17 protein-coding genes are annotated in these 25,660 nt (G+C 39.2%); 10 read left to right on the top strand and 7 right to left on the bottom strand.

Annotation, left to right across the window (positions count from 1 at the left end; genetic code table 11):
- The first annotated feature begins 24 nt into the window (after nt 1-24).
- Nucleotides 25-423: an ankyrin repeat domain-containing protein gene (locus GJB62_RS07620; RefSeq protein ID WP_114082380.1), complete on the top strand. Its 399-nt coding sequence runs from the start codon at nt 25-27 to the stop codon at nt 421-423.
- On the opposite strand, the gene GJB62_RS07615 is transcribed toward GJB62_RS07620, so the two are convergent.
- Nucleotides 420-881, bottom strand: coding sequence for a hypothetical protein (locus GJB62_RS07615; protein ID WP_147262513.1), 462 nt, complete (start codon nt 879-881; stop codon nt 420-422). The genes GJB62_RS07620 and GJB62_RS07615 overlap by 4 nt on opposite strands.
- 443 nt (nt 882-1,324) lie before the next feature.
- On the opposite strand from GJB62_RS07615, the gene GJB62_RS07605 reads away from it, so the two are divergent.
- Both GJB62_RS07605 and GJB62_RS36615 read left to right on the top strand, forming a co-directional pair.
- Entirely contained in the window at nt 1,325-2,557 is a 1,233-nt protein-coding gene (locus GJB62_RS07605; protein WP_114082382.1) for a DUF4336 domain-containing protein, read from the top strand.
- 359 nt (nt 2,558-2,916) lie between these two features.
- Nucleotides 2,917-3,093 carry a hypothetical protein gene (locus GJB62_RS36615; RefSeq protein ID WP_167755979.1) on the top strand — a complete coding sequence of 59 codons (177 nt, stop codon included), beginning with the start codon at nt 2,917-2,919 and terminating at the stop codon, nt 3,091-3,093.
- Between the two features lie 232 nt (nt 3,094-3,325).
- Here the strand turns inward: GJB62_RS36615 and GJB62_RS07600 are convergent, their stop codons facing one another.
- The 3 genes from GJB62_RS07600 to GJB62_RS07590 all read right to left on the bottom strand — a co-directional run bounded on the left by GJB62_RS07600 (nt 3,326) and on the right by GJB62_RS07590 (nt 6,533).
- Nucleotides 3,326-3,892, bottom strand: coding sequence for a pyridoxamine 5'-phosphate oxidase family protein (locus GJB62_RS07600; protein ID WP_114082383.1), 567 nt, complete (start codon nt 3,890-3,892; stop codon nt 3,326-3,328).
- Between the two features lie 237 nt (nt 3,893-4,129).
- Entirely contained in the window at nt 4,130-4,654 is a 525-nt protein-coding gene (locus GJB62_RS07595) for a DUF937 domain-containing protein (protein ID WP_114082384.1), read from the bottom strand.
- 157 nt (nt 4,655-4,811) lie between these two features.
- A complete protein-coding gene (locus GJB62_RS07590) occupies nt 4,812-6,533 on the bottom strand; it encodes an ATP-binding protein (RefSeq protein WP_114082385.1) in 1,722 nt (573 codons plus the stop codon).
- A 426-nt stretch (nt 6,534-6,959) separates the two neighbouring features.
- Between GJB62_RS07590 and GJB62_RS07580 the strand changes: the two genes are divergently transcribed.
- From GJB62_RS07580 to GJB62_RS07550, 6 genes are all read left to right on the top strand, one after another.
- Nucleotides 6,960-8,513 carry a GTP-binding protein gene (locus tag GJB62_RS07580; RefSeq protein WP_114082387.1) on the top strand — a complete coding sequence of 518 codons (1,554 nt, stop codon included), beginning with the start codon at nt 6,960-6,962 and terminating at the stop codon, nt 8,511-8,513.
- Nucleotides 8,514-9,220: 707 nt separating this feature from the next.
- Entirely contained in the window at nt 9,221-12,325 is a 3,105-nt protein-coding gene (locus tag GJB62_RS07575; protein ID WP_114082388.1) for a thioester reductase domain-containing protein, read from the top strand.
- A gap of 66 nt (nt 12,326-12,391) precedes the next feature.
- Entirely contained in the window at nt 12,392-13,435 is a 1,044-nt protein-coding gene (locus GJB62_RS07570) for a methyltransferase (RefSeq protein ID WP_114082389.1), read from the top strand.
- A 92-nt stretch (nt 13,436-13,527) separates the two neighbouring features.
- Nucleotides 13,528-14,703: a radical SAM protein gene (locus GJB62_RS07565; protein WP_114082390.1), complete on the top strand. Its 1,176-nt coding sequence runs from the start codon at nt 13,528-13,530 to the stop codon at nt 14,701-14,703.
- 433 nt (nt 14,704-15,136) lie between these two features.
- The gene (locus tag GJB62_RS07560) at nt 15,137-15,631 is read left to right on the top strand and encodes a hypothetical protein (protein ID WP_114082391.1); all 495 of its coding nucleotides are present in this window, start codon (nt 15,137-15,139) and stop codon (nt 15,629-15,631) included.
- Nucleotides 15,632-16,174: 543 nt separating this feature from the next.
- Nucleotides 16,175-17,944 (top strand): serine/threonine-protein kinase, encoded by a 1,770-nt coding sequence (locus tag GJB62_RS07550; RefSeq protein ID WP_245246114.1) that lies wholly within the window; start codon nt 16,175-16,177, stop codon nt 17,942-17,944.
- A 404-nt stretch (nt 17,945-18,348) separates the two neighbouring features.
- Here GJB62_RS07550 and GJB62_RS07545 read toward each other — a convergent pair whose 3' ends face one another.
- The 3 genes from GJB62_RS07545 to GJB62_RS07535 all read right to left on the bottom strand — a co-directional run bounded on the left by GJB62_RS07545 (nt 18,349) and on the right by GJB62_RS07535 (nt 24,625).
- The gene (locus GJB62_RS07545) at nt 18,349-19,644 is read right to left on the bottom strand and encodes a response regulator (protein WP_114082393.1); all 1,296 of its coding nucleotides are present in this window, start codon (nt 19,642-19,644) and stop codon (nt 18,349-18,351) included.
- Nucleotides 19,641-22,064, bottom strand: coding sequence for a hybrid sensor histidine kinase/response regulator (locus GJB62_RS07540; RefSeq protein WP_114082449.1), 2,424 nt, complete (start codon nt 22,062-22,064; stop codon nt 19,641-19,643). The genes GJB62_RS07545 and GJB62_RS07540 overlap by 4 nt, the downstream gene beginning before the upstream one ends.
- A 431-nt stretch (nt 22,065-22,495) precedes the next feature.
- Complete coding sequence (locus GJB62_RS07535) at nt 22,496-24,625, bottom strand: tetratricopeptide repeat protein (protein ID WP_114082394.1); 2,130 nt, start codon at nt 24,623-24,625, stop codon at nt 22,496-22,498.
- A gap of 214 nt (nt 24,626-24,839) precedes the next feature.
- On the opposite strand from GJB62_RS07535, the gene GJB62_RS07530 reads away from it, so the two are divergent.
- Entirely contained in the window at nt 24,840-25,541 is a 702-nt protein-coding gene (locus GJB62_RS07530) for a rhomboid family intramembrane serine protease (protein ID WP_114082395.1), read from the top strand.
- Nucleotides 25,542-25,660: the final 119 nt, after the last annotated feature.

Here is a 25,660-nt window from a genome sequence, read left to right as displayed (position 1 = left end):
AAAAACTAGCAGGAGGAAAAAATAATGTATGGAGACTACATTATACCTGATGAAGATTTTGCCGAAGCACTGATTCGAGCAATTCGCTTTCATTACTTGGAAGAAGTTCAAGCTCTTATTTCCGTTCAGCAAGATATCAATGCTAGAGACAGCAGCGAACTTTATTGGACTCCTTTAATGTATGCAGTTTTTGAAGAATCTCTAGATATAGTTAAATTGCTAGTTAAGGCTGGCGCAGATGTCAACATTAGAGGCTCAGATCCAGATGAATTTCCTTTAAATCTATCTGCTTACGCTTGCAATAATGCTTTTTCTCATACTAATGAATTTGTTCGTAATAAAAATATTTTTGATTACTTGGCTCCACTAACTTTGCCAGAACTAAAAGAAATTGCACAGAGAACTCTAAATCGGAGGAATTAGCTTGATGGAAATAGACAGGATAGGAAATTTATCGTAGTCGCCCAATTCTCCAAATCTGGAGCTAACTGCTTCATCTGCTGGTAAACATCGTTGTTGATCCACAGCACTAAAGGAAAAGAAAAATTATTGAAAAACTCCTTGTGCATATAATTAGCCGAAGTCCAAAACTGAGGTGGATTGTACAAGGATTCCAAACCTAGAATCATTAGGACTTGTACCTCATGATTGGATTCTTCACGAATGATGTTATAAAGATCCATTTCGGATTCCTTTAGATAGAAAACGTTAATATCACATTCACAAATTTTATGTAATTTTTCTATCAGGGTATCGTATATACTAGCATAATTACACCGTGCAAGAATCAGCTTAAACTGCCCTTGAGAAGCTTGAATTGTCCAAGCTAATTTTTCCACTGCTTTTTCATTATTCTCTTCATGTCGCTGTGGGTCAGTCATAATAACATACATTTACTTTAGGCTTTTTCGCAAGCATAACCTGGTAAAAACAGTTTTTGATAGCAAGTATGAACAATCGTTTTAAATATGATGTGTAGGCATAATATTGCGCTGTAAGTAATTTTGTAAAAATTCTAAATAGCTAACCTCAGCAAAATATCTTGGTAATTTTAGCTCTGTGCGTTCGTAACTGTATTCAAACTCAGCTACTACATCTATTGTTGGATTAGGTAACAAAAAGTATTGACTAAAAGTGTAACTTTGATCGGGTTTTAAAATTCTATATTTACTCATAATTTTATCGAGAATGAATTATGCACGAAATATTACGAATTACAATTAAGAATTAAAAATTGATCTGATGATCTCAACAATTTGCTAAACTCCAACTTTGGGATAGTAAATAAAAACAATTTGAGCAGGGAATTTGGAGGGGTTGCAGAGTGGCTGATGATGAACGCATAGTCAATGCACAACAGATAAATCCAAAAGACTTTTCATGGAAACTATGGCCTGTTCTGCCACTCTACCCTTATGGCAGGCGGCAGACAATCCGCAAAGAAGTGATTAAGGACACAATCTGGAATTTTGACCAGATTCAGGGCATTTTCTACGTTGTTGTGCCAATTCGCATGACTGTAGTTAAACTCGAAGCCGGAGGTCTTCTTATCTATGCGCCTGTTGCACCAACCCCAGAGTGCATCCGGCTTGTGAATGAGTTGGTGGCGGAACACGGTAATGTTAAGTACATCATCCTGCCAACTATCTCCGGTATAGAACACAAAGTCTTTGTCGGCCCTTTCGCCAGATATTTTCCGACTGCACAGGTGTTTGTGGCTCCCCATCAGTGGAGTTTCCCGCTAAATCTGCCCCTTAGCTGGCTTGGCTTACCCCCAAAACGGACTCAGGTACTTCCAGAAGATAGTAGCAAAACACCCTTTGCTGACGAGTTTGACTATGCAATGCTGGGCCCCATCGACCTTGGCCCTGGTCGATTTGCGGAAGTTGCTTTTTTCCACAAGCGATCGCATACTCTTTTAGTAACCGATTCTGTACTCTCTATCCCAGACGATCCACCTGCGATCGTTTTATTAGATCCATATCCCCTACTATTCCATGCCAAGGATCGTGCTTCTGATATTGTTGCAGACATTCAGGTAAATCGCCGTAAGGGTTGGCAGCGCATCTGTCTGTTTGCTTTGTACTTTCAACCAAGCGCACTAAATATACCCCAATGGAATCAGGTGTTGCAAGATGCCTTGAAAGCCCCAGAACGCTCAAGGAAAGCTTATTTTGGATTGTACCCCTTTCAATGGCATCCACATTGGCTGCGATCGTTTGATGCCCTACGAGGTAATGGGCGGTTGTTTGTTGCACCAATTTTACAGACGTTGATTCTCAACCGCGCACCGAAGGAAACCATTGACTGGGCTGATAAAGTTGCTAGTTGGGACTTCGAGTGGATTATTCCCTGCCATTTTGATGCACCGATAAAAGCCCAAGCGTATCAGTTTCGTCAAGCTTTCTCTTTTTTGGAAAAGCAGCCTGCTGTTAGTGGGGGTTTATTCAGCAGTAGCAGCTATCCCCTACCAGAGGAGGATTTTAAACTACTTAAAGAAATCGATGCAGGTTTAAATAAGTTGGGCATTGTGCCAGCAGCAAAGGAGAAGGTGTAGGATAATTTTTTGTAACTGCTGTGCTAAAGAATCAGAAATTGCTATGATTGCAAAACTATAGTGGTTCGATTTTTGATTTCTAAATTAAACTTTGACACCCAATTAGCTTGTAAATTATTATACCGATTCTGTAAGAAAATGCGCTAAACCATATTTAAGTATAAGAAAAAAACGAACCGCAAAGTACGCAAAGGACACAAAGAAAGAAAGAAAGAAAGAAGAAGTTAAAAGGGTTTGGCACAACCTCGCAGAGAAATGGTATTACCAGAGAACTAAGACTAATTCCTTCTATTGGCTGTGGTGAAGTTCATAGATTAGTTGGTTAACTTGAGAATAGCAACTATTAAAGATGAAAAAAGATGAATAAGACATTACTAACGATTTTGATGCTTGCACTGTTACTCTTATCCATCATTTCTCCCTTTGCTGCCCTTGCTAGTTTGATGTTGGTAGTGTTAGTTTCGGCATTTTTCTCTTTACTTGGAAACTTATTTCAAGCAATAATTGCTGGTGACACTAACCCAAAAGGGTCATAAGAGACTTCCAAATAAAAAAATATCCCATCGCTTTAAGGGCAGGGGGCAGGGGGAGGAAAAATTGTAGTGATTTTGTAAAATTTAGGTTGACATCCTCACCGCCGTGAACGCACGATGATTCTGGAGTAATGAGTAATAAATAATAAGTAATGAGTAAATACCCATTTTTCATCCACTCATTACTCATTACTCCTTACTCATTACTTTAAAACCGTGATGGAAGCACGGGGTTTTAAACCCATTTTTCTGATAATTTACTTAGCGGTGTTGGTAAACCGTCAATGCTGACAAGATTTTTCTTCTGTTGATATTCTCGAACTCCTTCTTCACCTTTTTTACTAGCCCAGTTTACTAAAGTCTGGCGCTGACCTCGATATTCATAAAGTGGTACGCCAAAACCACAAGAAGTCTGTATTTTTTCAATATCAGCGACGATAATTTGGCGAGTTCCAGGCATTGGTAAAAACAGAGAGTACAGAGAGTCCCACTCTGGAGAACCCGGTAAAATCGTGTTTCCTTGACCGTAAAGACGCAGGATACATGCAGGTTCTTCAAAGGCGCAAAACATGAAGGTTATCCGCCCATTTTCTTGCAAATGGGCTGAGGTTTCGTTACCACTGCCTGTAAGGTCTACGTAACCTACTTGTTTGGGAGAGAGAACGCGAAAGCATCCTAAACCTTTAGGAGATAGATTAACATGACCCGTAGGACTCAAGGGTGCAGAGCCAACAAAGAAAAGGTGTTGGGCTGCAATAAAGTCTTGCAGTTCGTCTGTAATACAGTCAAAAAGTTTAGACATAGACTGTCTGATTTATATTCACATACAAATTTCTCATCTTCTCAGCCTATGCCTTAGCTAAATATCTAGCAAGGCCCAATTGCCGATGTCTGAGCAAATGGGAGTTTCGAGTTAGGAAAAGTATTAAGTAAGTGGGCGTAAATAATTGTCTTTGGGATAAGGAAATAGGCAATAGGCTAAGGGTTTTAGCCTAGTTCCTTTTTATTTACATAGTTTGATTTTATTGTGCCAACTTACTTACTGTCTCATATACCGACTAGCCATTTGGATAGCATCAGCGATATCTACATCACCATCGCCGTCAGCATCCAAGAAGGAATTCAGTACAGGATTACCGCCAGCTTGGGGATTTTGAGCATTTGCACCTGATTGCAGAAAATTCAGGACTAAAGGTACTGCTAAAGGTAGCAATTGTTGAACTACACCAGCATCCAATCCAGTGCGCTGGGCAGCAATCTGAGCTACCTGTTGTTGAATCTGAGGAGAAAACAGCGAATTGACGGCTTGGGGATTAGGCGAAGTCCCAGCATATTGATTCACTAAACTTTGTGCGGCTTCATTACCATCTGTGGCTTGCTTGTCTTGTAAAGCGGAACGCACTTGACCACCGACAATTGACAAGACTGATTGAATGGTAGAAGGATCTGCACCAGTACTTTGGCTCAATTGCTGTACAGTGTTAATGATTCCTCCCAGTTGCCCTAAGCTTCCCTGTTGATTGGGATTAGCAACTGCACCAAGAATTTGATCGAAAAGTCCCATAAATTTATTTCTCCCTTTGTTCTTAAAAAGCTTGCCAAAACTGGCTTGAGGTGTTTGTGTAGGCAAACTTTCGTCAGTCCACTAAAAAGATTTAAACACGCAACCTTATACTTGCTGTTGATTATTATGAAAAAATTAACTTTGAAAAGCTACTAACTCAAGGATGAGAAATAGGCAGAGCGATACCTGCGGTGGGCAGAGCCAACGCAAACTCTGTACCTTTATCTAACTCAGATTGGCAGGTAATCTTACCTTGATGTTTTTCTACCACAATTTGATATGCGATCGCTAGCCCTAAACCAGTACCAATGCCTCGTGGCTTGGTGGTAAAAAATGTTTCAAATATCTTTTTCTGATTTTCTGGTGAAATACCAGGGCCGTTGTCGGCAATTCGCACTATTACCAAATCATTCTCCCAGCATTCTGTAATAATAGTGATTTCAGGGACAAATTCGGGATTTTCATCTGATTTTTGCTCTAAAGCATCAAGTGCGTTGCTGAGAAGATTCATAAATACTTGATAAAGTAAACCTGTATAACCTGGAACCTCTGGAATCTCTCCATAGCTACGAACAAGGTTAATGCCATTTTTCAGGCGATTATTCAGAATCAATAATGTACTATCTAGACAAGCGTGTAGGTCGACTAACTGTGCTTCTCCATCGTCTAAACGAGAGAAATCTTTCAAACTTCGGACAATTTCTCGCGTGCGTTCAGCGCCAACTTTCATTGAATTAAAGAGCTTTGGCAAATCGACTTCTAGAAACTCCAAATCAATTTCTTCTGCGAGACTTTGCACGGCAGTGGAAGGCTGAGGAACTTCGGCTTTATATACTTGCAGTAATGCTAATAAATCGTCAGTATAGTTTTTTGCGTGTACGAGGTTGCCAGAAATGAAATTTACAGGATTATTAATTTCGTGGGCAACACCAGCCAGCATTCTTCCTAAACTAGACATTTTTTCACTTTGAATTAGTCGTACTTGGGACTCAGCTTGTTGTTCTTCTAAAAGGTGCTTCACCTGTCGAATTAGCTGATTAAGAGAATTAGTTAAAGCTCCAACTTCATCTTGAGTAATTACGGGCGCTTGCAAGTCAAAATTGGCTTCTTGGCTAACTCTTTGGGCGATATCTGTCACCGCTTTAATCGGATAAGCAATGATTGTACTGGTGTAGAAAGCTAGGATAGCAGCGATCGCTATTGACAGCAGCATACTACCAAGAATAATCTGAGCTTGGATGAGTGTAGCCTGATTCTGGGCTAGATGAGCTTCCTGTTGGCGTTTTTGAAGTGTTTTGGCAAAATCAGTTAACTCATGGGCAAATTGGTAAAACTTTAGAACATCCTGACTTTGGCTGAATTTCGAGATTAATTGCTGTACTTTTATAGCTCCCTCTGGCTGTGAAGTTAATGGCAAAATTTGCCGAATCAGCGACCTGAGTTGTTCAAAATATTTGGCTATTGTGCTGTTATGCTTTGTAAGCAGAGCTTGTAAATCCTCTTGGGAACTGTTTTGACTAAATTCTTGTGCCTGAGAAATCAGCGTTTCTGCATCCGCTAAATCGGTTTTGAAATGAGAAATTCCCCTTTGCAACGCTTGTGGCTGCTGTAAAAAAGGCACTATTTCTTTTTGGTGGATCTGTATTTCTAACAGTTCGCCTTGCAAAATACTTAACAAGCTTCCTTCTTCGTCTACCAATATAATCTGTTGTCTGGCTTGTTGAAAGTAGCGATCGCCTATTACCAACCCTGCTGTCGTTCCTAAAACTGCAACTCCCAAAGCCAAACCGTATCCATAAAAAATTTTTTGCCGAATACTAAGGCGATGGAATCTCTGTTGAACCCAGTTAAAGTATTTTAATTTAGGTATCGCAGTCATGGTATTACTCGTTGTTGAATTTTTTACTACGTGGTTTTTCATCAAAAACAAGAAATCCAGCCGCAAGTGAGAACACATTTAATACAAAATTCGCTCTTAGTTTATCAAAAGGGGTTTTTTCTACCCTGGTCAAAAATACTGAAACTATGAAGATTATAAGTATCTGCCTACTGAAGGGAGAGCCGGGGGAGTGTGGGAGGTGTGGGGAGTGTGGGGAGTGTGGGGAGTGTGGGGAGTGTGGGGAGTGTGGGGAGTGTGGGGAGTGTGGGGAGGTGCGACTCGTTTGCGGGGTCAGATTTCTTCCCCATCCTCCCACACCTCCCACACCTCCCACACTCCTTAATTTCTCACTAGTGAGAAATCCAGGTGAAACTATTAAGATCAGAAGCATCTACCTACTGAAATACCCACTAATCTTTCCTAGCCATGCCTCTGTCGCGCATAGTAACGCTAATTGTTGGTCTGATAGTCATTTTGGGGCTAGCCCTATGGCTAATTGATTCCCTATCACGCCTCTATTGGCAATTATCCTATTCGCCGTTGCTTGGCAATTTGCTGCTGTTGCTGCTAATTGTCCTCATAGGAGCCTTGGTTGCGGCTTTTGTCTATTATGTATTGGTAATTCAATCTGGAGAAAAGCGATCGCGCCGCAACCCCAAGCGAGTAACTGCGGCGCAAATTCCTGCTGCTAAATCTGACGCTGCTTCTACAACTCTCCAAGCTGTGCGCCAACAGGTAGCGCAAATTCAAGATGAAGTCACACGTCAGGCTTTATTAAGTCGATCGCGGGAGATTGAAGCGAACTTAGCACGGGGTGAAATTCAAGTAGTGGTATTTGGTACGGGGAGTGCTGGCAAAACTTCCCTAGTTAATGCGATTATGGGACGCATGGTAGGTCAAGTGGATGCACCGATGGGTACAACCCAGGTTGGAGAAACCTATTGTCTGCGGTTGAAGGGATTAGAACGCAAGATTTTAATTACAGATACGCCAGGGATTTTAGAAGCGGGTGTGGCGGGAACAGAACGCGAACAAATGGCGCGAGAACTGGCAACAGAAGCAGATTTACTGTTATTTGTGGTGGATAATGACTTACGACGCTCAGAATATGAGCCGTTGCGGGGATTAGCAGAAATTGGTAAGCGATCGCTCCTAGTTCTCAACAAAACCGATTTATATACAGATGAAGATAAAGAATCCATCCTCGCTAGGTTGCGTCAACGGGTACGGGGATTTATTGCTACTAATGATGTGGTGGCGATCGCAGCTAATCCCCAATCTGCACAACTAGAAACTGGCGAAACCTACCAGCCGGAACCCGATATTGTCCCTTTACTGCGACGCACAGCTGCTGTTTTACGCGCCGAAGGTGAAGATTTGGTGGCGGATAACATTCTTTTGCAATCTCTGCGATTGGGAGACGAGGCGCGAAAACTCATCGATGGTCAGCGTCGCCGTCAAGCTGACAAAATCGTAGAACGGTTTCAATGGATTGGTGCTGGTGTGGTGTCAGTCACACCAATACCAGTAGTAGATTTATTAGCAACAGCAGCTGTTAATGCTCAAATGGTTGTAGAAATTGGCAGAGTCTACGGCTGTGAATTAAATATGGAACGGGGACGAGAGTTAGCTCTTTCTTTAGCGAAAACTATTGCTAGTTTGGGCATTGTCAAGGGAGCAATTCAATTATTATCTACAGCGTTGCAACTCAATGTTGCTACCTTTCTGATTGGTCGGGCGATTCAAGGTGTGACAGCAGCTTATTTAACGCGAATTGCTGGTAAAAGTTTTATTGAATATTTTCGTCACGATCAAGATTGGGGTGATGGTGGAATGACGGAAGTTGTGCAGAAACAGTTTCAAATTAATCGCCGAGATGAATTTATTAAAGCTTTTATTCAAGAAGCGATCGCGCGGGTAGTGAAGCCGTTACAAGATAAATCTGAAGTAGTTGAACATGATGAAGAAATCAATAGTTAAACAATTCAAAATTTAAAAACAAATGCGCTTCCTATTATCAGAAAAATGGGTTTAAAACCCCGTGTTTCCAGCACGGCTTTAAAGTAATGAGTAAGGAGTAATGAGTGGATGAAAAATGGGTATTTACTCATTACTTATTACTTATTACTCATTACTCCAGAATCACCGTGCGTTCACGGCGGTGAGGATGTCAATAGGTGTGCAAAAGTCAAGGTAAAAGAAGAATCGATCAAACAGCAACTCTTTAAAACGGATATTTAAAGTGTATTATGGCTTTTTTTTGCTGTTGTGATTTAGCCAAAAGATGATACATCACATAACGCATTATCAAATTTTTTATTTTTCCTAAGTTGTTTAGGTAAGATTCTTTTTCACAAATAATTGAGAAAAGTTATGTAAAACTTATAGAATATAGATATATTTATCTGAATAAATTATATATCGTCTTAACTGTCTTAAGTGTCTTAACTGTTCTTGCATTCTTATTAAAAGTCTGAGACGTTAAGAAAGATAAAGTGTGGTGTTATGCATTCCAATCAATTTGGAGAGCTTAAACAATGACAACCACAACAACTAGCAAACTAAAGTCTACTTACAAGTCGCAGCAAGCATCTGGAACGTTTAAGCAAGTCTTTGTTAGTTCCGCTTGCTGCAATTAGGTATGAAAAGTTTTGTCCTATAAATATCTGCTCAAAAAATAAATTCTAATGATTTTTGGTAGTCCATACCCTGACATTCCTATCCCTAAACAGCCACTGACAGAATTTGTATTGCAACGAGCAATAGAGCTAGCGGATAAACCAGCCCTCATTGAAGGCATAACTAACAGCATAATAACATATAAACAACTAGCGGAGTCAATCCGTAAAGTGGCTTTTGGTTTGGCGGCGCGTGGCTTTTCCAAGGGTGATGTTTTAGGTATTTACAGCCCAAATATTCCTGAATATGCGATCGCTTTTCATGCTGTGGTAACTTTAGGTGGGATCGTCACTACAGTAAATCCATCATATACGGCAGAAGAACTGGCATATCAACTCAATGATGCTAGTGCAAAATATCTCATCACCATCCCAGACCTTGTAGCACAAGCACTAGAAGCCGTTGATCGCTCAAAAGTAGAGGAAGTATTTGTATTTGGTGAAGCATCTGGAGCTACCTCATTTTCTGTGCTTTTAGAAGGTGAAGAAGAGATACCAAAAGTACAGATAAATCTACAAGAAGATTTAGTAGCCTTGCTCTACTCTAGCGGCACTACTGGTATGCCTAAAGGTGTAATGCACACCCACCATACATTTGTGTCTAACTTTCACCAGTTCCAAAGCTGCGAACCAGTCAGCGAGGCTGATGCAGTCATCGGAGTTTTACCTTTTTTTCACGCCTACGGCATGGTCATGCTGAATTACAGCCTGGCCTGCGGTGCTACTGTTGTGACGATGCCGCGCTTTGATTTAGAGGTCTTTCTGAGCCTGATTGAAAAGCACAAAATTACCCGTATCCACATCGTTCCGCCAATTTTGCTGGCATTAGCAAAGCAGCCACTAGTAGATAAATACGATCTTTCAAGTTTGCGCGTGCTGACTTCTGGAGCCGCACCACTCAGCCATCAATTGATCGAAGAGTGCGAACAGCGTCTTGCTAATTGCGTTGTCAAGCAAGCATACGGAACGACAGAAACCTTTGTGACTACTTACACTCCAGATGAACGTCACAAAATCAAGCCTGGTTCAGTCGGTCAATGTCTCCCTCATGTGGAATGTCAAATTATAGATGTCGATACCCAACAACCATTAGATGTTAATCAACCAGGAGAGTTATGGGTACGCGGGCCGCAGATCATGAAAGGCTATTTGAATAATCCAGAAGCAACTGCCAACGCAATTGATCGAGATAGTTGGTATCACACCGGCGATATTGTCTATATTGACGAAGATGGCTACTTTTACATAGTCGATCGCATCAAAGAATTGATTAAGTGTAATGGCTACTCCATAGCACCAGCCGAACTCGAAGCAGTCTTGTTGAGCCATCCTGCTGTTGCTGATGCTTGTGTAGTCAAGAGTCCTCATCTCAGTAGTGGGGAAGTTCCTAAAGCTTTTGTCGTACTAAAAGCCGCAGCTACCCCAGAGCAAATTATGGAGTTTGTCGCTGGACAAGTTGCACCGCATAAAACGATCCGCAGACTTGAATTTGTGGACAAAATTCCCAAATCAGCTTCTGGCAAAATTTTGCGCCGCGTATTGGCACAACAAGAATTGACAAATATCAAAGAAGCATCCTCTGATGAGCAGCCATTGCAACAACGATTGGAGTTTCTACAACAGTTAGATGATGCTTCTTTAGGTCAACGTCAAGAGCTATTAACTGCTTATATTCGAGAGCAATTTTTTAAAGTTTTAGGCATTAATACATCTCAAAATCTGGATATAGAAAAGCCTTTACATGAACTGAGGCTTGATTCTCTAATGAATATAGATTTGAAGAATCGTATTGATACTGAATTAGGGGTAGACATACCCATAAATATGTTGCTGGGTAATTCCAATATCAACCAATTGGTAAATTTATTGCTTCAGCAACTAACAGCGAAAAACACAATTCTCTCAAAAAAATCATCGGCGGAATTAGCAACAGATTTGAATTCAGAAGTTGTTTTAGACTCTACAATCTTTCCTGAATATCCATCTGAGTCATTTGTAACTGAACCTGCTGCTATTTTATTAACTGGAGCTACGGGATTTCTAGGAGCTTTTTTACTGCAAGAGTTACTGTTAAAAACCCAAGCAGATGTTTATTGCTTAGTACGTTCTATTGATGCTGAATCAGGGAAAATAAGGCTTCAAAATAACTTAGAATCATACGGGATTTGGCATGATGATTTTGCTGATAGAATTATTCCTGTATTGGGTGATTTATCTCAACCACTGTTAGGTTTGTCATCACAAGATTTTCAAAAAATGAGCAGCATCATCGATGTAATTTATCACAATGCTGCTTGGATTAATTATGTTTATCCCTATTCAGCATTAAAGCCTACCAATGTTTTGGGAACTCAGGAAATATTGAGATTAGCGAGTTGTATAAAAACCAAATCGGTACATTACATTTCTACGATCGCGGTTTTTGAGTCATCAACTTATGCAGGAAAAGTCGTAACTGAATCCGATCAACTCGCTCATAGTGAGGGAATGAGACTGGCTTATTCTCAGAGTAAATGGGTGGCAGAAAAGTTAATTATGTTAGCGAGTGACAGAGGAATTCCAGTTGCGATTTATAGACCACCATTTATTTCTGGTCATAGTCAAACAGGCGCTTGGTATAAAGATGATGTAATTTGCCGCACTATCAAAGGCTGTATACAAATGGGAAGCATGACAGACATTACTGACACCTTGGATTTAGCTCCTGTGGATTACCTCAGCCAAAGTATTGTGTATTTATCAAAGCAACAAGATTCTCTTGGTAAAGCTTTTCACTTAAATAATTCTAAACCTATTTCTTGGAAAGAATTAACTGATTTTATCTGCTCTCGTGGCTATCAGATTGAGCATATTGCTTATAAAGATTGGCAAATAAAACTAAATAATTCTGTTCGATCTCAGGAAAATCCTTTGTATCATCTGTTGCCTTTTTATCACAAGCAGTATCAGCAATCAACTGAGCCAAAAATTAGTTGTTTAGCAACACAAGATGCTCTTGCAGGAAGTTCAATTATGTGTCCTCCAGTGAATACTCAATTACTCAATACTTATTTTTCCTATTTTCTTCTTAGTGGTTGGCTTGGCGTGTCGCCACGCTCTAATAAATTGGCTTGACTATTATCAATCAAGCAATTTTAAATAGGATTCAAAAATCAAACCGGATTTCTATATAAGGCTTTTATGTTTCAAACAGAATTACAACATCCCATCGATAAAAATGAAATGCAGACTACACAAACATTAAAGCAAATGATCGCTGGTGCTTGGATTACGCAAGGTATTTATGTAGTTGCTCAACTTGGTATTGCAGATTTACTCAAGGATGGTTCTAAAAGTTACGATGAATTAGCAACAACAACTGGTGTAGATGCGCGATCGCTCTATCGACTACTACGCGCCCTTGCCAGTGTTGGTATATTTGCTGAAGGTAGTTCAGGCTACTTTGAGTTGACACCTGTTGCCGAAGGTTTGCAAAGCGATCGCACTGATTCCCTACGCGGTTATGCTATCAAGTCTGGTCAAGCCTGGGAATGGCAACCTTGGGGACATCTACTGGAAAGTATCAAAACCGGAAAACCTGTATTCAAAAATATCTTCGGGATGGAGAGATTTGATTACTTAGCTACTAACCCTTCTGCTTCTAAAATATACACTCAAGCTATAAGTAGTATTTCTGGCGAACAAGATGCAGCGATCGCAGCTGGTTATGACTTCTCATCCATCCACAACTTAGTTGAGGTTGGAGGTGGAAATGGTACTTTAATGGCCTCGATTCTCAAAGCGAATTTGACAATGCAGGGGATTTTATTTGATTTACCCCATGTAGTTGCAGATGCCAAACCTGTGATTGAAGACCTGGAACTACAAGATCGTTGTCAACTAGTCGGTGGGAACTTCTTTGAATCAGTACCCACAGGTGGAGATGCTTACTTGCTACGGTATATTGTTCACGATTGGGATGATGAAAGAGCGATCGCCATCCTGAAAAATTGCTCCCAAGCGATGCAGCCTAACGGCAGATTGCTGCTAGTCGAAATGGTTATACCTCAAGGCAACGAACCATTCTTTGGCAAACTCCTCGACTTGCAGATGCTCGTGAATTATGGCGGCCGTGAACGGACTGAAACTGAGTATCAAGTTCTACTAGAAACAGCAGGTTTCTCATTGACAAAAATTTATCCAGTAGCGCCTCCAATCAGCATAATTGAAGCTATTCGCTTATAAAAAGGAACAGGAAAAATAAGTCTCCATTTTCACTACAAAGAGGCTTGTAAATCATTTTTTTACACAACACTCATAGTTTTAAGGTAAATACCATGAAGCAAAATTTGATTGAAACTTTACTAGATATTTCCGAACAGGAAAAAGAGCGGCTTTTAGAAGCCATCCAAATTGATGCTATTACTGAAAGTCCATATCTAGAAAAGGAATCAACAGAATCACAAGAGTACAGACAATTTTTCCAATCAATCTTCCAAGAGATACTTCATTTTGAAGGCAACGAGCAGCAATTACTTTTTGAAATAGCAAGATATGTGCGTCATAAGTATTTGGAAAATAAAGGAAATTTAAGAGGTGTGATCGAGATTACTAATGCTTGCGAAAGGAGTTGTAATTATTGTCCAATGAGAATTGAAAATGAAGAATTAGGAGATCGTTACAATTTTTCTAGCGAAAAAATATTAGAAACCACCATAGAAATCAAAGAAGCGAAAATTCCCATTGTATTCATTCAAGCAGGTGAAATTAAAGCAACGACTAAAACCGTATCTAGAGCCATACCTAAAATTAAACAACTTTTTGAGAATAACGTCATAATCCTTCTAAATCTTGGCGATAAACCTAAAGAAGATTACACAATACTCAAAGAAGCTGGCGCAAATCAATACATTATTAAATTTGAAACGAGCAATTGGAATTTACACAAACAAGCTAGAGGATACCTTTTATCCGATCGCCTCAATAGAATCGATGATCTATTAAGTTTAGGATATGAGGTGGGAAGCGGAACCATTGTCGGTTTAAAAGCAGTAAATGCCAATGGGAAAATCGAAATTGAACAAACTCCAAAGATGCTGGCGAACGATCTCCTACTTGCCATGAAGAAGAAAATTCATATGTGTAGTGCATCTCCTTTTGTACCTGGTAAAGGTACTCCACTAGATCAAATGAGTGCGGGCAACGCTAGTATGACTTTAAATTGGATGGCTTTAGCCAGAATTATGATGCCAAAAGTTATGATACCTAGTGTAAGTGCCCTTAATGTTTTATTAGGACAAGATGGTCAGTTAAAAGGACTGCAAGCAGGGGCAAATACGATCACCGTGAATTTTACCCCTCCCAACTATCAAGACCAGTATGCTATTTACAGTAAACAAAAACGTTACAAAGTTAAATACGAGTATGCTTTAGATATCATGGAAAAAGCTGGTATCGAGCCAACTTTATTGCCTAACGTGCCTAGCCGGAGTTTTTTACTCTCTCAAAATTAGAACTTCCCACTGCTTAAAGAGGACTTACGCAACTGAGTGAGAACTCAATGCGGTGGTTCAAGTCTCCTGATCAAGCGCAGTAATTATTAGCAGCAAAATTAGCCCTGTTCTGTCACTTTTCGGATTAAGCCAGTAGTAAATAAAACCTTTTACCCAGAAGAATAAAAGTTTTTAAATTGATTCATTGTACTAATTAGGTTATTGAATCTAAGCAATAAATTGAAACGGTGAATTAAATTGTATTTCTCTCAAGAAATTAGCATTTATTTATCATCAAAAGTAGCTTTTTGAATCTACAAGCTATTATATTTCAATGCATTTTTGAACATTGAAATAATACGATAAATAAGATTTTTTTAATATTTAACTATTAGCTTTTTATGCAATGATTAAGTTTGTAAATAACAAAATTAAGTAATTTTAGGAAACAGCAATGACGACAGATATCAAAAAGCAAGAAGATTTAGGCATTTCGTGGTTGTTCCAAGAACAGTTTGGTTTTTCACAAATTCCATTAAACCAATCTTATGAAGCTTACTTTAAATCGCTGCTTGTTTGTGCTAATGGTGATGGCACATTAGCAGATGCAGAAAGAGATTGGGTGATTGGATATGCCTCTGCCTACAATCGTGACCCTGCAATTATCGAAAAACTCAAAGTTTACAAGGCTGATGAAGATTTAGAAACACTATTTAGTGGAGATCCTTTAATCATTGAAACACGCCGTTCCCTACTCCTTGATGCAATACAAGCTTGTGCTGCTGATGGCGAATATAACGAAAAAGAACGGGCTGTAGTACTCAAAGGAGCAAAGGCACTCAATATTTCTGAAGACGAGTTTAAAAAGATTGAAGAAATCTATTTTGAGACAGTCAAACTCCGTGAAAAACGTCTAGCAGTTCTGTATCCCAAAGGTTTACCTTACTAAATCAACACTTCTCTTACAAGAGATAAATTCAGTAAGTTGGTTGTATTTTTCTCAGTTAGTAGTCCGTTTTATTAATTCTTTCGGGCTACCATATCCCCGACTTCTTCAAGAATTCGGGGATATAACCGCCTTTTTTTTGATACTCCTACCCAAAAGGATGAATATACTAATTATCCTGGGTGAAATCATATTTTTAATAGTCATTTTCTCGCTATTTGACTGGCTCATTGGCATAATCTTCAAGCAGGTCAATAAAGTTTCTTGGCTGCAAGGAAAAACTGCAATTATCAGCTTTCTGCACCGGAATATCAGCAGATTGTTGATTAATCTCCCTGTTAAGAATGCAGCATAGCCAATACTTCACAACTTCTTTGCGAAGTATTGGCTTTAATAAAAAATTATATGTTTTTACGCAAAAATACTTAACAAATTAAACTTACATTCAAGGTATAAAAACTCTGGTTATTTATTTCTAAAGCATTCCGGAAACAGGAGGGAATGTCAGAAAAACTAAATAATAAGGACTTACTGAGTAACCAGGTCATGACCAACCACATAATCGGTAAATTATTACAAGAGCGTTACCAAATTATCCAAAGCCTGGGTGCAGGGGTATTTGGACAAACATATATAGCTGTAGACGTAGATTTTCCACAGAATCCTAAATGTGTTATTAAGCAGATAAAAGTTAGCAGTTCTGAACCTGGGTACTTGGAGATGCTGAGGTTAATGTTTCTAACTGAAACTGAAACCCTCAAGCTTCTAGGAAGCCATCAACAAATTCCTGAATTTATCGCCTGCTTTGAAGAAAACAGCCAGTTTTATTTAGTACAAGAGCTAATTGAAGGACATGCGCTGACTGCGGAATTGCCCATTGCTCAACAGTGGGGGTGTCTGTGGAGTGAAAGGGAAGTTGTACAATTCTTGATAGATGTCTTAAGTATTCTAGAATTTGTTCACTCTCAAGGCGTGATCCATTGTGACATCAAACCAGAAAACTTGATTAGACGTAATAGCGATGGCAAGTTAGTTTTGATTGACTTTGGCTCAATCCAGTCTATCGATTTTGGCATAGGTGCGGAATTGCCGATTTATAGAATTCCTGTCACCTCATTGGGATACATACCGCCAGAGCAATTTATTGGTCAAACACAGCCTAACAGCGATATTTATGCTTTGGGAATGATTGCTATCCAGGCTTTAACTGGGTTAGAACCACTAAAATTAAAAGTTGATCCTCATACTAATGAAATTTTTTGGCGTTCTCAAGACACGCCAGTTAACGATTATCTAGCTGCTGTTCTCAGCCAAATGATCCGTTACGATTCTCAAAATCGCTTCCAGTCTGCGACTGAGGTACTGCGGGTACTCAAACAAATAACATGGGATCAGCCAGCACAAATATTAGAGGAAGATTCTGAATTTTTTCTAGAAGAAGTTGCGATTGAGGATAATGATTTTCAAAATCTTACATCTGGCACATCATCCCCGTTATTGACAGGAATGAAAGTCGGACTAGCAGCTAATTCTTTATTGATGGGGTTTGGTGTATATTCTTTAGTTAATACTGCACCGGCATACTCAGAAACCGATACTTTATATAAAGCAACAAAAGAATATCAAGCTGGGGATTTGCAAGAAGCGATCGCACTTGCTAAATCAATTCCCTCCCACAGCAATGTTTATCCAGAAGCCCAAGCCACAATTGAAGAATGGCAAGAGCAATGGCAAGTTGCTGCACAACAATACCAAATAGCTCAAATAGCTTTTCATGAGAGCCGATGGTCAGATGTTCTTGATGCTGTTTCTCAAATTCCCAATATTTCATATTGGCAATCTAAAACAGATAAACTAGTTCAGCAAGCATACGTTAACATTGAAGCACAGACACAAGATTTATTAGCAAAAGCTTACGACAGTGCCGAGATCAGAGATTTTTCTACTGCATTACAATATCTGCGGGAAATTCCTAAAGAAAGTCGTGCGGGGGCTTTAGTTCAAGAAAAGCTGGCTGAGTATAATCGAAAGCGCCAAATCAGAGCAGCTTATTTTTTACAGAACGCTTACAAAAAAGCATCTGTAGGTGATTTTGATCGGGCTGTAAAATTTCTCCGAAATATTCCCCAAGATGCTCTAGTTTATGCTCAAGCTCAAGTTAAATTGAATGAGTATACTCAAAAGCAACGTGTTCAGGCTGGCAATCAAAAGATAGCTTCTGCAAAAAGAACAAATTCATTTGTCTCTAAAAATTCAGACACTAAGATTGAATATCTTCAGCAAGTAAATTATTTGCAAGAAGTGAATATTCGATAGTTACAGCAATTTTTAAATAAATGTACTTGTTACATAGAGCAAGTTTAAGTAGAGATGCGAAAATGTACTGTGCTGGCTTCGAATGTCCCGCTACGCTAACGCATCTCTACAAGTCTAAAATCATTAACAAAAATCTTTAACTAAACGTATTGGTACACAAAGAAGGGATGATTGCTTTTATTTAGAGGTAGGTTGGGTGGAGCGGAGCGCAACCCAACATATATAAGGATGTTGGGTTACGCAAAGCCTCCACCCAACCTACAATTTTTTTGCTAAAATCATTAACAAAAATCTTTAACTAAACGTATTGGTACACAAAGAAGCGATGATTGCTTTTATCAAGAAAGGCAGGAGGAAAATTGCCCTCTGCCTCCTGCCTCTTTCAATTAGTTTAGGATTTTCATTTATCGAATAGGTAGTTCAATAATAAACTCTATACCTTCACCTGGCTTGGAATCGTATGTGAGCTTGCCATGATGGTTATTAACCACAATTTGGTAAGCAATAGATAGACCAAGCCCTGTTCCTTTACCGACAGGTTTTGTTGTGTAAAAAGCATCGAATATTTTTGTTGTATCTGCGTTTTTTATCCCTGAACCATTATCAGCAACTCTTAAAATCACTTGCTCTCCAATTACCTCAGTTTTAATTTTAATCACCCCAGGATTTCTAGAAATTGTATCAATATCTTTATTTTTATTTGCTTCTTCAATTGCATCGATCGCATTAGAAATTAAATTCATAAAGACCTGATTAATCTCGCTAGGAAAACACTCAACAAGTGGCAAGTCCCCATATTCTTTAACTAGTTTGATAGCTGGGTGATGAGCATTTCCCTTAAACCGATGTCCAAGAATGAGTAATGTACTTTCTAACCCTTCATGCAAGTTAGCTAGTTTTTTTCCAGCTTCTCTGTGACGCGAGAAGTTGTTCAAATATGACACAATTTCTGTAACGCGATCTGTACCAACTTGCATGGATTTAATAATTTTAGATAAATCATCTAACAAAAATTCAAGATCGCTTTTTTTTATTGCAGTGTGAAGTTCATCTGGTGGATTGGGCAGATATTTTTGATAGAGATGCAATAAACTAACTACCTCTTGTACATACTTTTCAACAAAATTTAAGTTGCCAGCTATAAAATTGATGGGATTATTAACTTCATGAGCAATTCCTGCTGTTAGTTGACCTAAAGCTGCTACCTTTTCTGCTTGAATCAATTGAGTTTGAGTCTGTTGTAATTCGGTGTTTTTAGCAATTAAGGTTTTTGTCAAATTTCTCAGTTTGAGGTGATTTTCAATCCGCACTAATACTTCTTCATGCTGGAAAGGTTTTGTAATGTAGTCTACGGCTCCTAATTGCAAACCTTTGACTTTATCAGCAGTTTCTGAAAGGGCTGTCATAAAAATGACTGGAATATCTTGGACGCGAGGATTGCTTTTTAGCTGTTTACAGGTTTCAAAACCATCTATACCCGGCATCATTACATCCAGCAATATTAAATCAGGTAAATCACCATTTTCTAATCGCTGAAGGGCTTTTTCTCCACTGCGGGCTGCCCAAACTTCGAAGCTAGACTGATCCAGAAAGCTGGATAAAACTTGTAAATTGGCAGGGTTATCATCAACGACTAAAACAATTCCCCTTAAAGGAGCATAATTGATAGAGTTATTTTGGTTTTCAATAATAGTTTTCATACCGTTTCCACCGCATATTTAGTCAAAAAATTTATAATTAAATCTTCATCAAATTGCCTTGCTAGCTGCCGTAGTTCGTTAGAAAATGGTGCAAAATTTGTATCTGTTTCTTCTAGTTGATCGGCCCACTTGAGAATGGCATTGAAGTTACCTTTACTGGCTAAAGTGGTTAGTTCTTGCAACACCTGGGGAGAAGGAGAGGTTAATTGAGTAGTTGCTGTGGTTGCTTCTTTGGCTTTTTCTCCATCAGTCTGAGATTGCTTGTAAATCCATACCAAATTTAAGTATTGTTCTAGTTGATGCAATAATTCATCTACTTGTATGGGTTTGCTCAAGAAAGCATTACCTCCAGCTTGCAGACTGCGATTTTGGTCAGCTTCAAAGACACTAGCTGAAGAAACAATAATTAATACATCCTGAATTTCTGAAGTGTGACGCAGGTGTTTAATTAATTCAAACCCATCCATTTCTGGCATCAGCAAATCTGTGATGATTAAGTTTGGCTTGAGGGCGATCGCTATTTCTAAACCTTCTTTACCGTTGCTGGCTTCAACCACATTAAAACCCAGTGGTTGCAGTAAGTTTGTAATCACTGTGCGATTCTCCCAGCGATCGTCAACCATCAGGATGGTGTAGGGGCCACCCTCAAAGCCAATGATTTGTTTCTCTGAGGCAGTCATCGCAGATTGTACCCAGTCAGTTGCTTCGGGTATCTCTAACTCAAACGAAAAGCTGCTACCCTTACCAATTTGACTCTGAACATGGATATCGCTACCCATCATTTGTACCAACTGCCGAGTAATAGCTAAACCCAGCCCTGTACCTTCAGCTTGGCGCTTTTTCTCACCTACTTGTTCAAATGGTAAGAAAATTTGGCTCAATTCTGCGGGAGTTATCCCAATTCCTGTATCTTCTACATTAAAGCGAAGGCGATGTTTCATTATCTGCCCATCATTGGAAGGTTGATCGATTACTTCAATATTGAAAGTAACCTGACCTTCATCTGTAAATTTGATGGCATTTCCCAGCAGATTCAATAGTACCTGACGTAATCTTTTGACATCGACATAAACCCCTGTAGGCAAGTTAATCGGTGGTTTATAAATAAACGAAATGCCCTTTTGTTTTGCCCGAATGTGGCAGATTTCGACAATTCCTTGAAGAAAGGAAGGGAAATGCACATCATAAGGATGCAATTCTAACTTTTTCGCTTCAATTTTGGAGAGATCCAAAATGTCATTAATTAAAGTCAGCAGATGAGAGCCACATTGTTCAATAATATTGACGTGATATTGCTCTTGCTTAGGTAAAGCTGCGGAACGCAGCAAAATTTGGGCACAACCGAGAATGCCATTTAAAGGTGTTCGCAGTTCATGACTCATGTTTGCTAAAAATTCGCTTTTAGCATGGTTGGCTGTATCAGCAGCAGCTTTAGATTTTTTCAGTTCACGTTGTTCAAATGCTTGCACTTGCCACAAGACAGTAATCATGGTGAGTGTCAGTCCACCGACAATTAAGGCAATCAAATCGAGGAATTGCAATCGAGATTCGATATTTTGGCGGGGAATCACCAAAGCTACAGACCAATTAGCAGCTTGCAACGGCAGATAAGCGACATACTGTTTAGTGCCGTCAATTTCCATTAACTCAATTCCCTGTTGTTTGTTTACCATCCTCTGAGCGATCGCATTTAAATTGCGATCGCCAATTTTCAACAGGCTGGGTGCAGGTTTTTCTACGGTTGACATCAACGCCGAGTTAGGGTGAACGATCGCTTGTCCTTGCGAATTGAGAGCAAAAGCATAGCTGTTCGTGCCGTATTGCAGGGAATTAACAACCTCTGCAATGTGATCGACTCTCACATTGCCGTGGAAAACTCCAATCGGTGAACTGCTGCTAGCAGAATTTGAAGAGATTGGGGTGGCGATCGCTATTAAAGGAATTCCTGTAGAACGGCTAATAAAGGGATCGGAAATATTGCTCTTTCCTGCAATTGCTTTTTGAAAGAAGTCTCGATCCTGAATATTTTTATTGGATCGACCAACTTTTGTATTAGAAAATGAACCATCTGGGTTAACTATTTGGAAAAAGAAAAATTCATTGATCCGCTTGACTTCTGACTTTAAATAGGGTTCTGCTACAGACCAGTTTAAGGAGCGGACAGTTAAAGTATTAGCCAGGGTTTGTACCTCCGCTTGGCGAATATGTAACCACTCTTCAATTTCATCACCCCCTCTCTGTACCTCTAAAAAAGCACTATGTCTCAAATCTTTGAGCATCAGATTTCTAGTGGCTTGATAGCTGAAATAAGCAGAAATACTGACTATAAGGGTAGTACCGCCAAGGATAAATCGAATTAGTAAATTTCGTAAAGGATGATTTTCTCTATTAGTTGCTGATAGACTGGAGTTTGGTTGTATCAAGGGTTAGCTCCTTAATCGCATAGTTCGGTAATAAAAAATTCTAGGTTATCTTTAGATTGCCCAAGAAGTTACCGATGCTCACAGCTTTTGGTAAAATAAACAAGAAATTTATAGTAATGCCACGAATTATAAATTACGATCTCAAAATATTCTTTAAAATCAACTAAAATTCCAATTATTGGCTAGAAGAAGTGTTATTAACAATTCGTAATTATTAATTACGAATTGTTTAGTGTTAGGACTTACGCAATAACTCTCTCAAACTCTTATTCCTTTGTGTCCTTCTCTGACGAGACACTGCGCGTAGCTTGCTTCTCCGTAGGAGTATGCGTCCTACCCTGCGGGTTCGCCCTTGGCGTTCTCGAAGAGTAGCCGCTCCGCGTCTATGCGGTTCGTTTTTTCATTACTTTGTGTAAGTCCTGAGTGTATTAGGGCGTTGTCTGCGGTGGATTAATAGGATTAGGAACTGGAATAACTGGCACAATTATCGGCTTAGGTTTCTCGGATTGCAGTTGAATCTGGGCTTGATTGCGACCGTCTATAGCTTGTTGGTAATTAGGCTTGTATTTTATTGCTTGATCGTAAGACGCGATCGCATCTTGAAACCTTTTCAAATTTAGTAGAGCATTGCCTCTGCTATACCAGCTTTCAGAATGGTCTGGTTTATAACGAACTGCTTTATTATAAGATGCGATCGCATCTTCGTATTTTTGCAAAATGTATTGTGAATTTCCCAGATTGTACCAAAGCTGATAGTCTCTTGGCTTAAGTGTCGCAGCTTTATTGTAAGCTTTGATTGCTTCTTCATAGCGCTGATTTTGATGTAGCGACCAGCCCAAGTTATACCATGCTTGATAGTTACTAGGATTATATTTAATTACTTGATTAAAAGATTCAATTGCTTCTGGATAACGTCGTAAGTTGAGTAGGGTATTACCTCTTGAAAACCAGGCTTGATAATAATTTGACTTATATTGTACAGCTTTGTCATAAGCGTTGAACGCATCTTGGTAGCGTTGCAAATTAACTAGTCCGTTCCCCAGATTATACCAAGCTTGTTCATAGTCTGGTTTTAAATCAACGACTTTTTGATATGCTGCGATCGCTTCTTCATATCGGTTAGAATTCTGTAAAGCTAATCCTTTCTTGTACCAAGCTTCATAATTATCTGATTTTAATTCAATCGCTTTTTCATAGGCTTTAATTGCTTGGTCATATTGCTTTAAGTTACTAAAAGCTTCACCCTTAGCATTCCAGACTTCCGAGCTTTCATTATTTAATTGTAAGGCTTTGTCAAAAGATGCGATCGCTTCTTGATATCGCTGTAAACTTGCCAAGACAAAACCGCGTCCACTCCAAGCTTCAAAATAATCTGGCTTAATTTGGATTGCTCTATCATACGCAGCTAATGCTTCTTTCGATTTTTTTAATTTATACAGCGTTTTGCCTTGGCCATTCCATCCTTGAGGATAATCTGGTCTAATATTAACGGCTTTTTCATATACTTCTAATGCGTCTTGATAGCGTTGCAAATCAAAAAGTGTATTTCCTTGTTTGGATAATTCTATAGCGTTATTTGAATTAATGTGATTAAAAATAAATATTGATGCAACTCCACTTATTCCCACTAAAAATATTGTTAGTAAAACTTTACCTAAAATCCCTTTTTTCGGTTGTGGTTTGGTTATATTTTTGGGTAGAGAAATAGGAGTTAACGCTATTGTTTCGACCGGGGGTAGTGTTAACTCTTTCAGTGCTTTTAATGCTACTGTAGCCGAAGGATAGCGCTGTCGAAAGTCGTAGCACACCATTTTATCTAAGAATTGAGCAAATTCTGGCGTTACTGTGGCTTTATCGCGCCAGATAATTTCATTAGTCTCAGCATCTTTTACTATTTCCTCTGGTAATAATCCAGTGAGAGCTTGAATAGCAATGATTCCCGTAGCATAAATATCACTGCTTAATTTTGGCGTACCATGAGCTTGTTCTCCAGGAATATATCCAGGCGTACCTATGGCAACAGTACCTTTAGTTGAACCTTCGGGAGTAATTACTTGGGTAGTAATTTGTTTAACCGCACCAAAATCAATTAAGATTAATTTGCCATCTGGGTGTCGTCTGAGGATATTTCGAGGATTGACATCACGGTGAATTACATTCTGTTGATGGACAACTTCTAGAATTGTCAAAAGTTCTTGTAAAAGCGAAATTACTTGCTCTTGACTAAGGGTTTTACCTGGTATTAATTCTTGACTCAGGTCATGACCTTCGATCAATTCCTGTACGAGATAAAATTCGGCATTTTCCTCAAAATAAGCTAAAAGTTGGGGAATGCGATCGTGAGTTCCTAATTTATACAGAACTTGTGCTTCTGTATCAAATAAACGCCTAGCCGTCTCTAAAGTTACCGGATCATTTGCTTGGGGTTTGAGTTTCTTGACCACACATTGAGGTGAACCGGGTAATTGAGTATCATAAGCAACAAAGGTTTCACCAAAACCCCCTCCCCCCAAGTTACTAATAATTTGGTATCTTCCAACAAGTGTGTTTCCTAGCATCTCGTTTGCCTACTTAAGTGCGATGCGATCTGATTTCAATCTTGCCACACGTTAAGGAGGATAGGGGGAGGGAGGGGAGGGAAGGGAGGCAGGGGGAGAATAACTAATAACTAATGACTAATACTTCTCTACGAGAGGCTATGCGTTAGCGGAGCTTTTGTAGCGATACGCTCAGTACAAGTGACCAATGACTAATGACCAATGACAAATTTATATGATTCCTATTAGTGATAATATTCGTTGTTGGAATAAGCCGATTATTAATTATTGGCTAATTGGCATTAATATTGCCGTATTTTTATGGGAAATTCAACTAGAACTTAGTGATACTTTGGGCCCTTTTGTCAATAGTTGGGGTGTGATTCCAGCCCAGATTAGTGGGGCGATTACAAATGTATTCTTCTTCAACAACTCTGCTGCTTGGATAATTGTAATTTGGCGGGTATTTTCACTACTTTTTGGAATATTTCTGCACGGTAGTTTTAGCCAGATATTGGGAAATCTACTATTTCTGTGGGTTTTTGGTAAAACTGTAGAAAGTATCTTGGGACACAGACGCTATCTCGGATTTTATCTGGCGGCTGGCATCTTAACAGGGGTCGTACAAATTCTAGCTGCACCGAGTTTGACAGTACCATTAATTGGGGGCAATGGCGCGATCGCAGCTATTTTAGGGGCATACATTATGAAGTTTCCTAAAGCTAAAATTGATACTATTTTGCCGTTAATTATTGTGTATATTCCTATCGAACTTCCCGCCTTTGTCTATATATTTTGGTGGTTTGTGCAACAGTTATTTTATGGTATCGGCAGTTTAAATATTCCCCCCATTGGCGTAAATCAATCGGGTGTTGTCTTCTGGGGGCAGATTGTGGGATTATTCAGTGGTGTGGCTTTCATGCGATTGAAGAGATAATTGATTTGTCTTATCTTTAGACATGGCTCTTAAATACCAGAGGATATCTTTTGGCTAAAACTCTTATGTGCCTTTGGATGGATTGCATTTTTTAGCTTTAAAATTCATACTGCTAAAAC

The sequence above is a fragment of the Nostoc sp. ATCC 53789 genome (assembly GCF_009873495.1).
GTDB classification, from domain to species: domain Bacteria; phylum Cyanobacteriota; class Cyanobacteriia; order Cyanobacteriales; family Nostocaceae; genus Nostoc; species Nostoc muscorum_A.
Note: the sequence above shows the minus strand (reverse complement) of the source record. Positions and strands in the feature narration are given on the sequence as shown.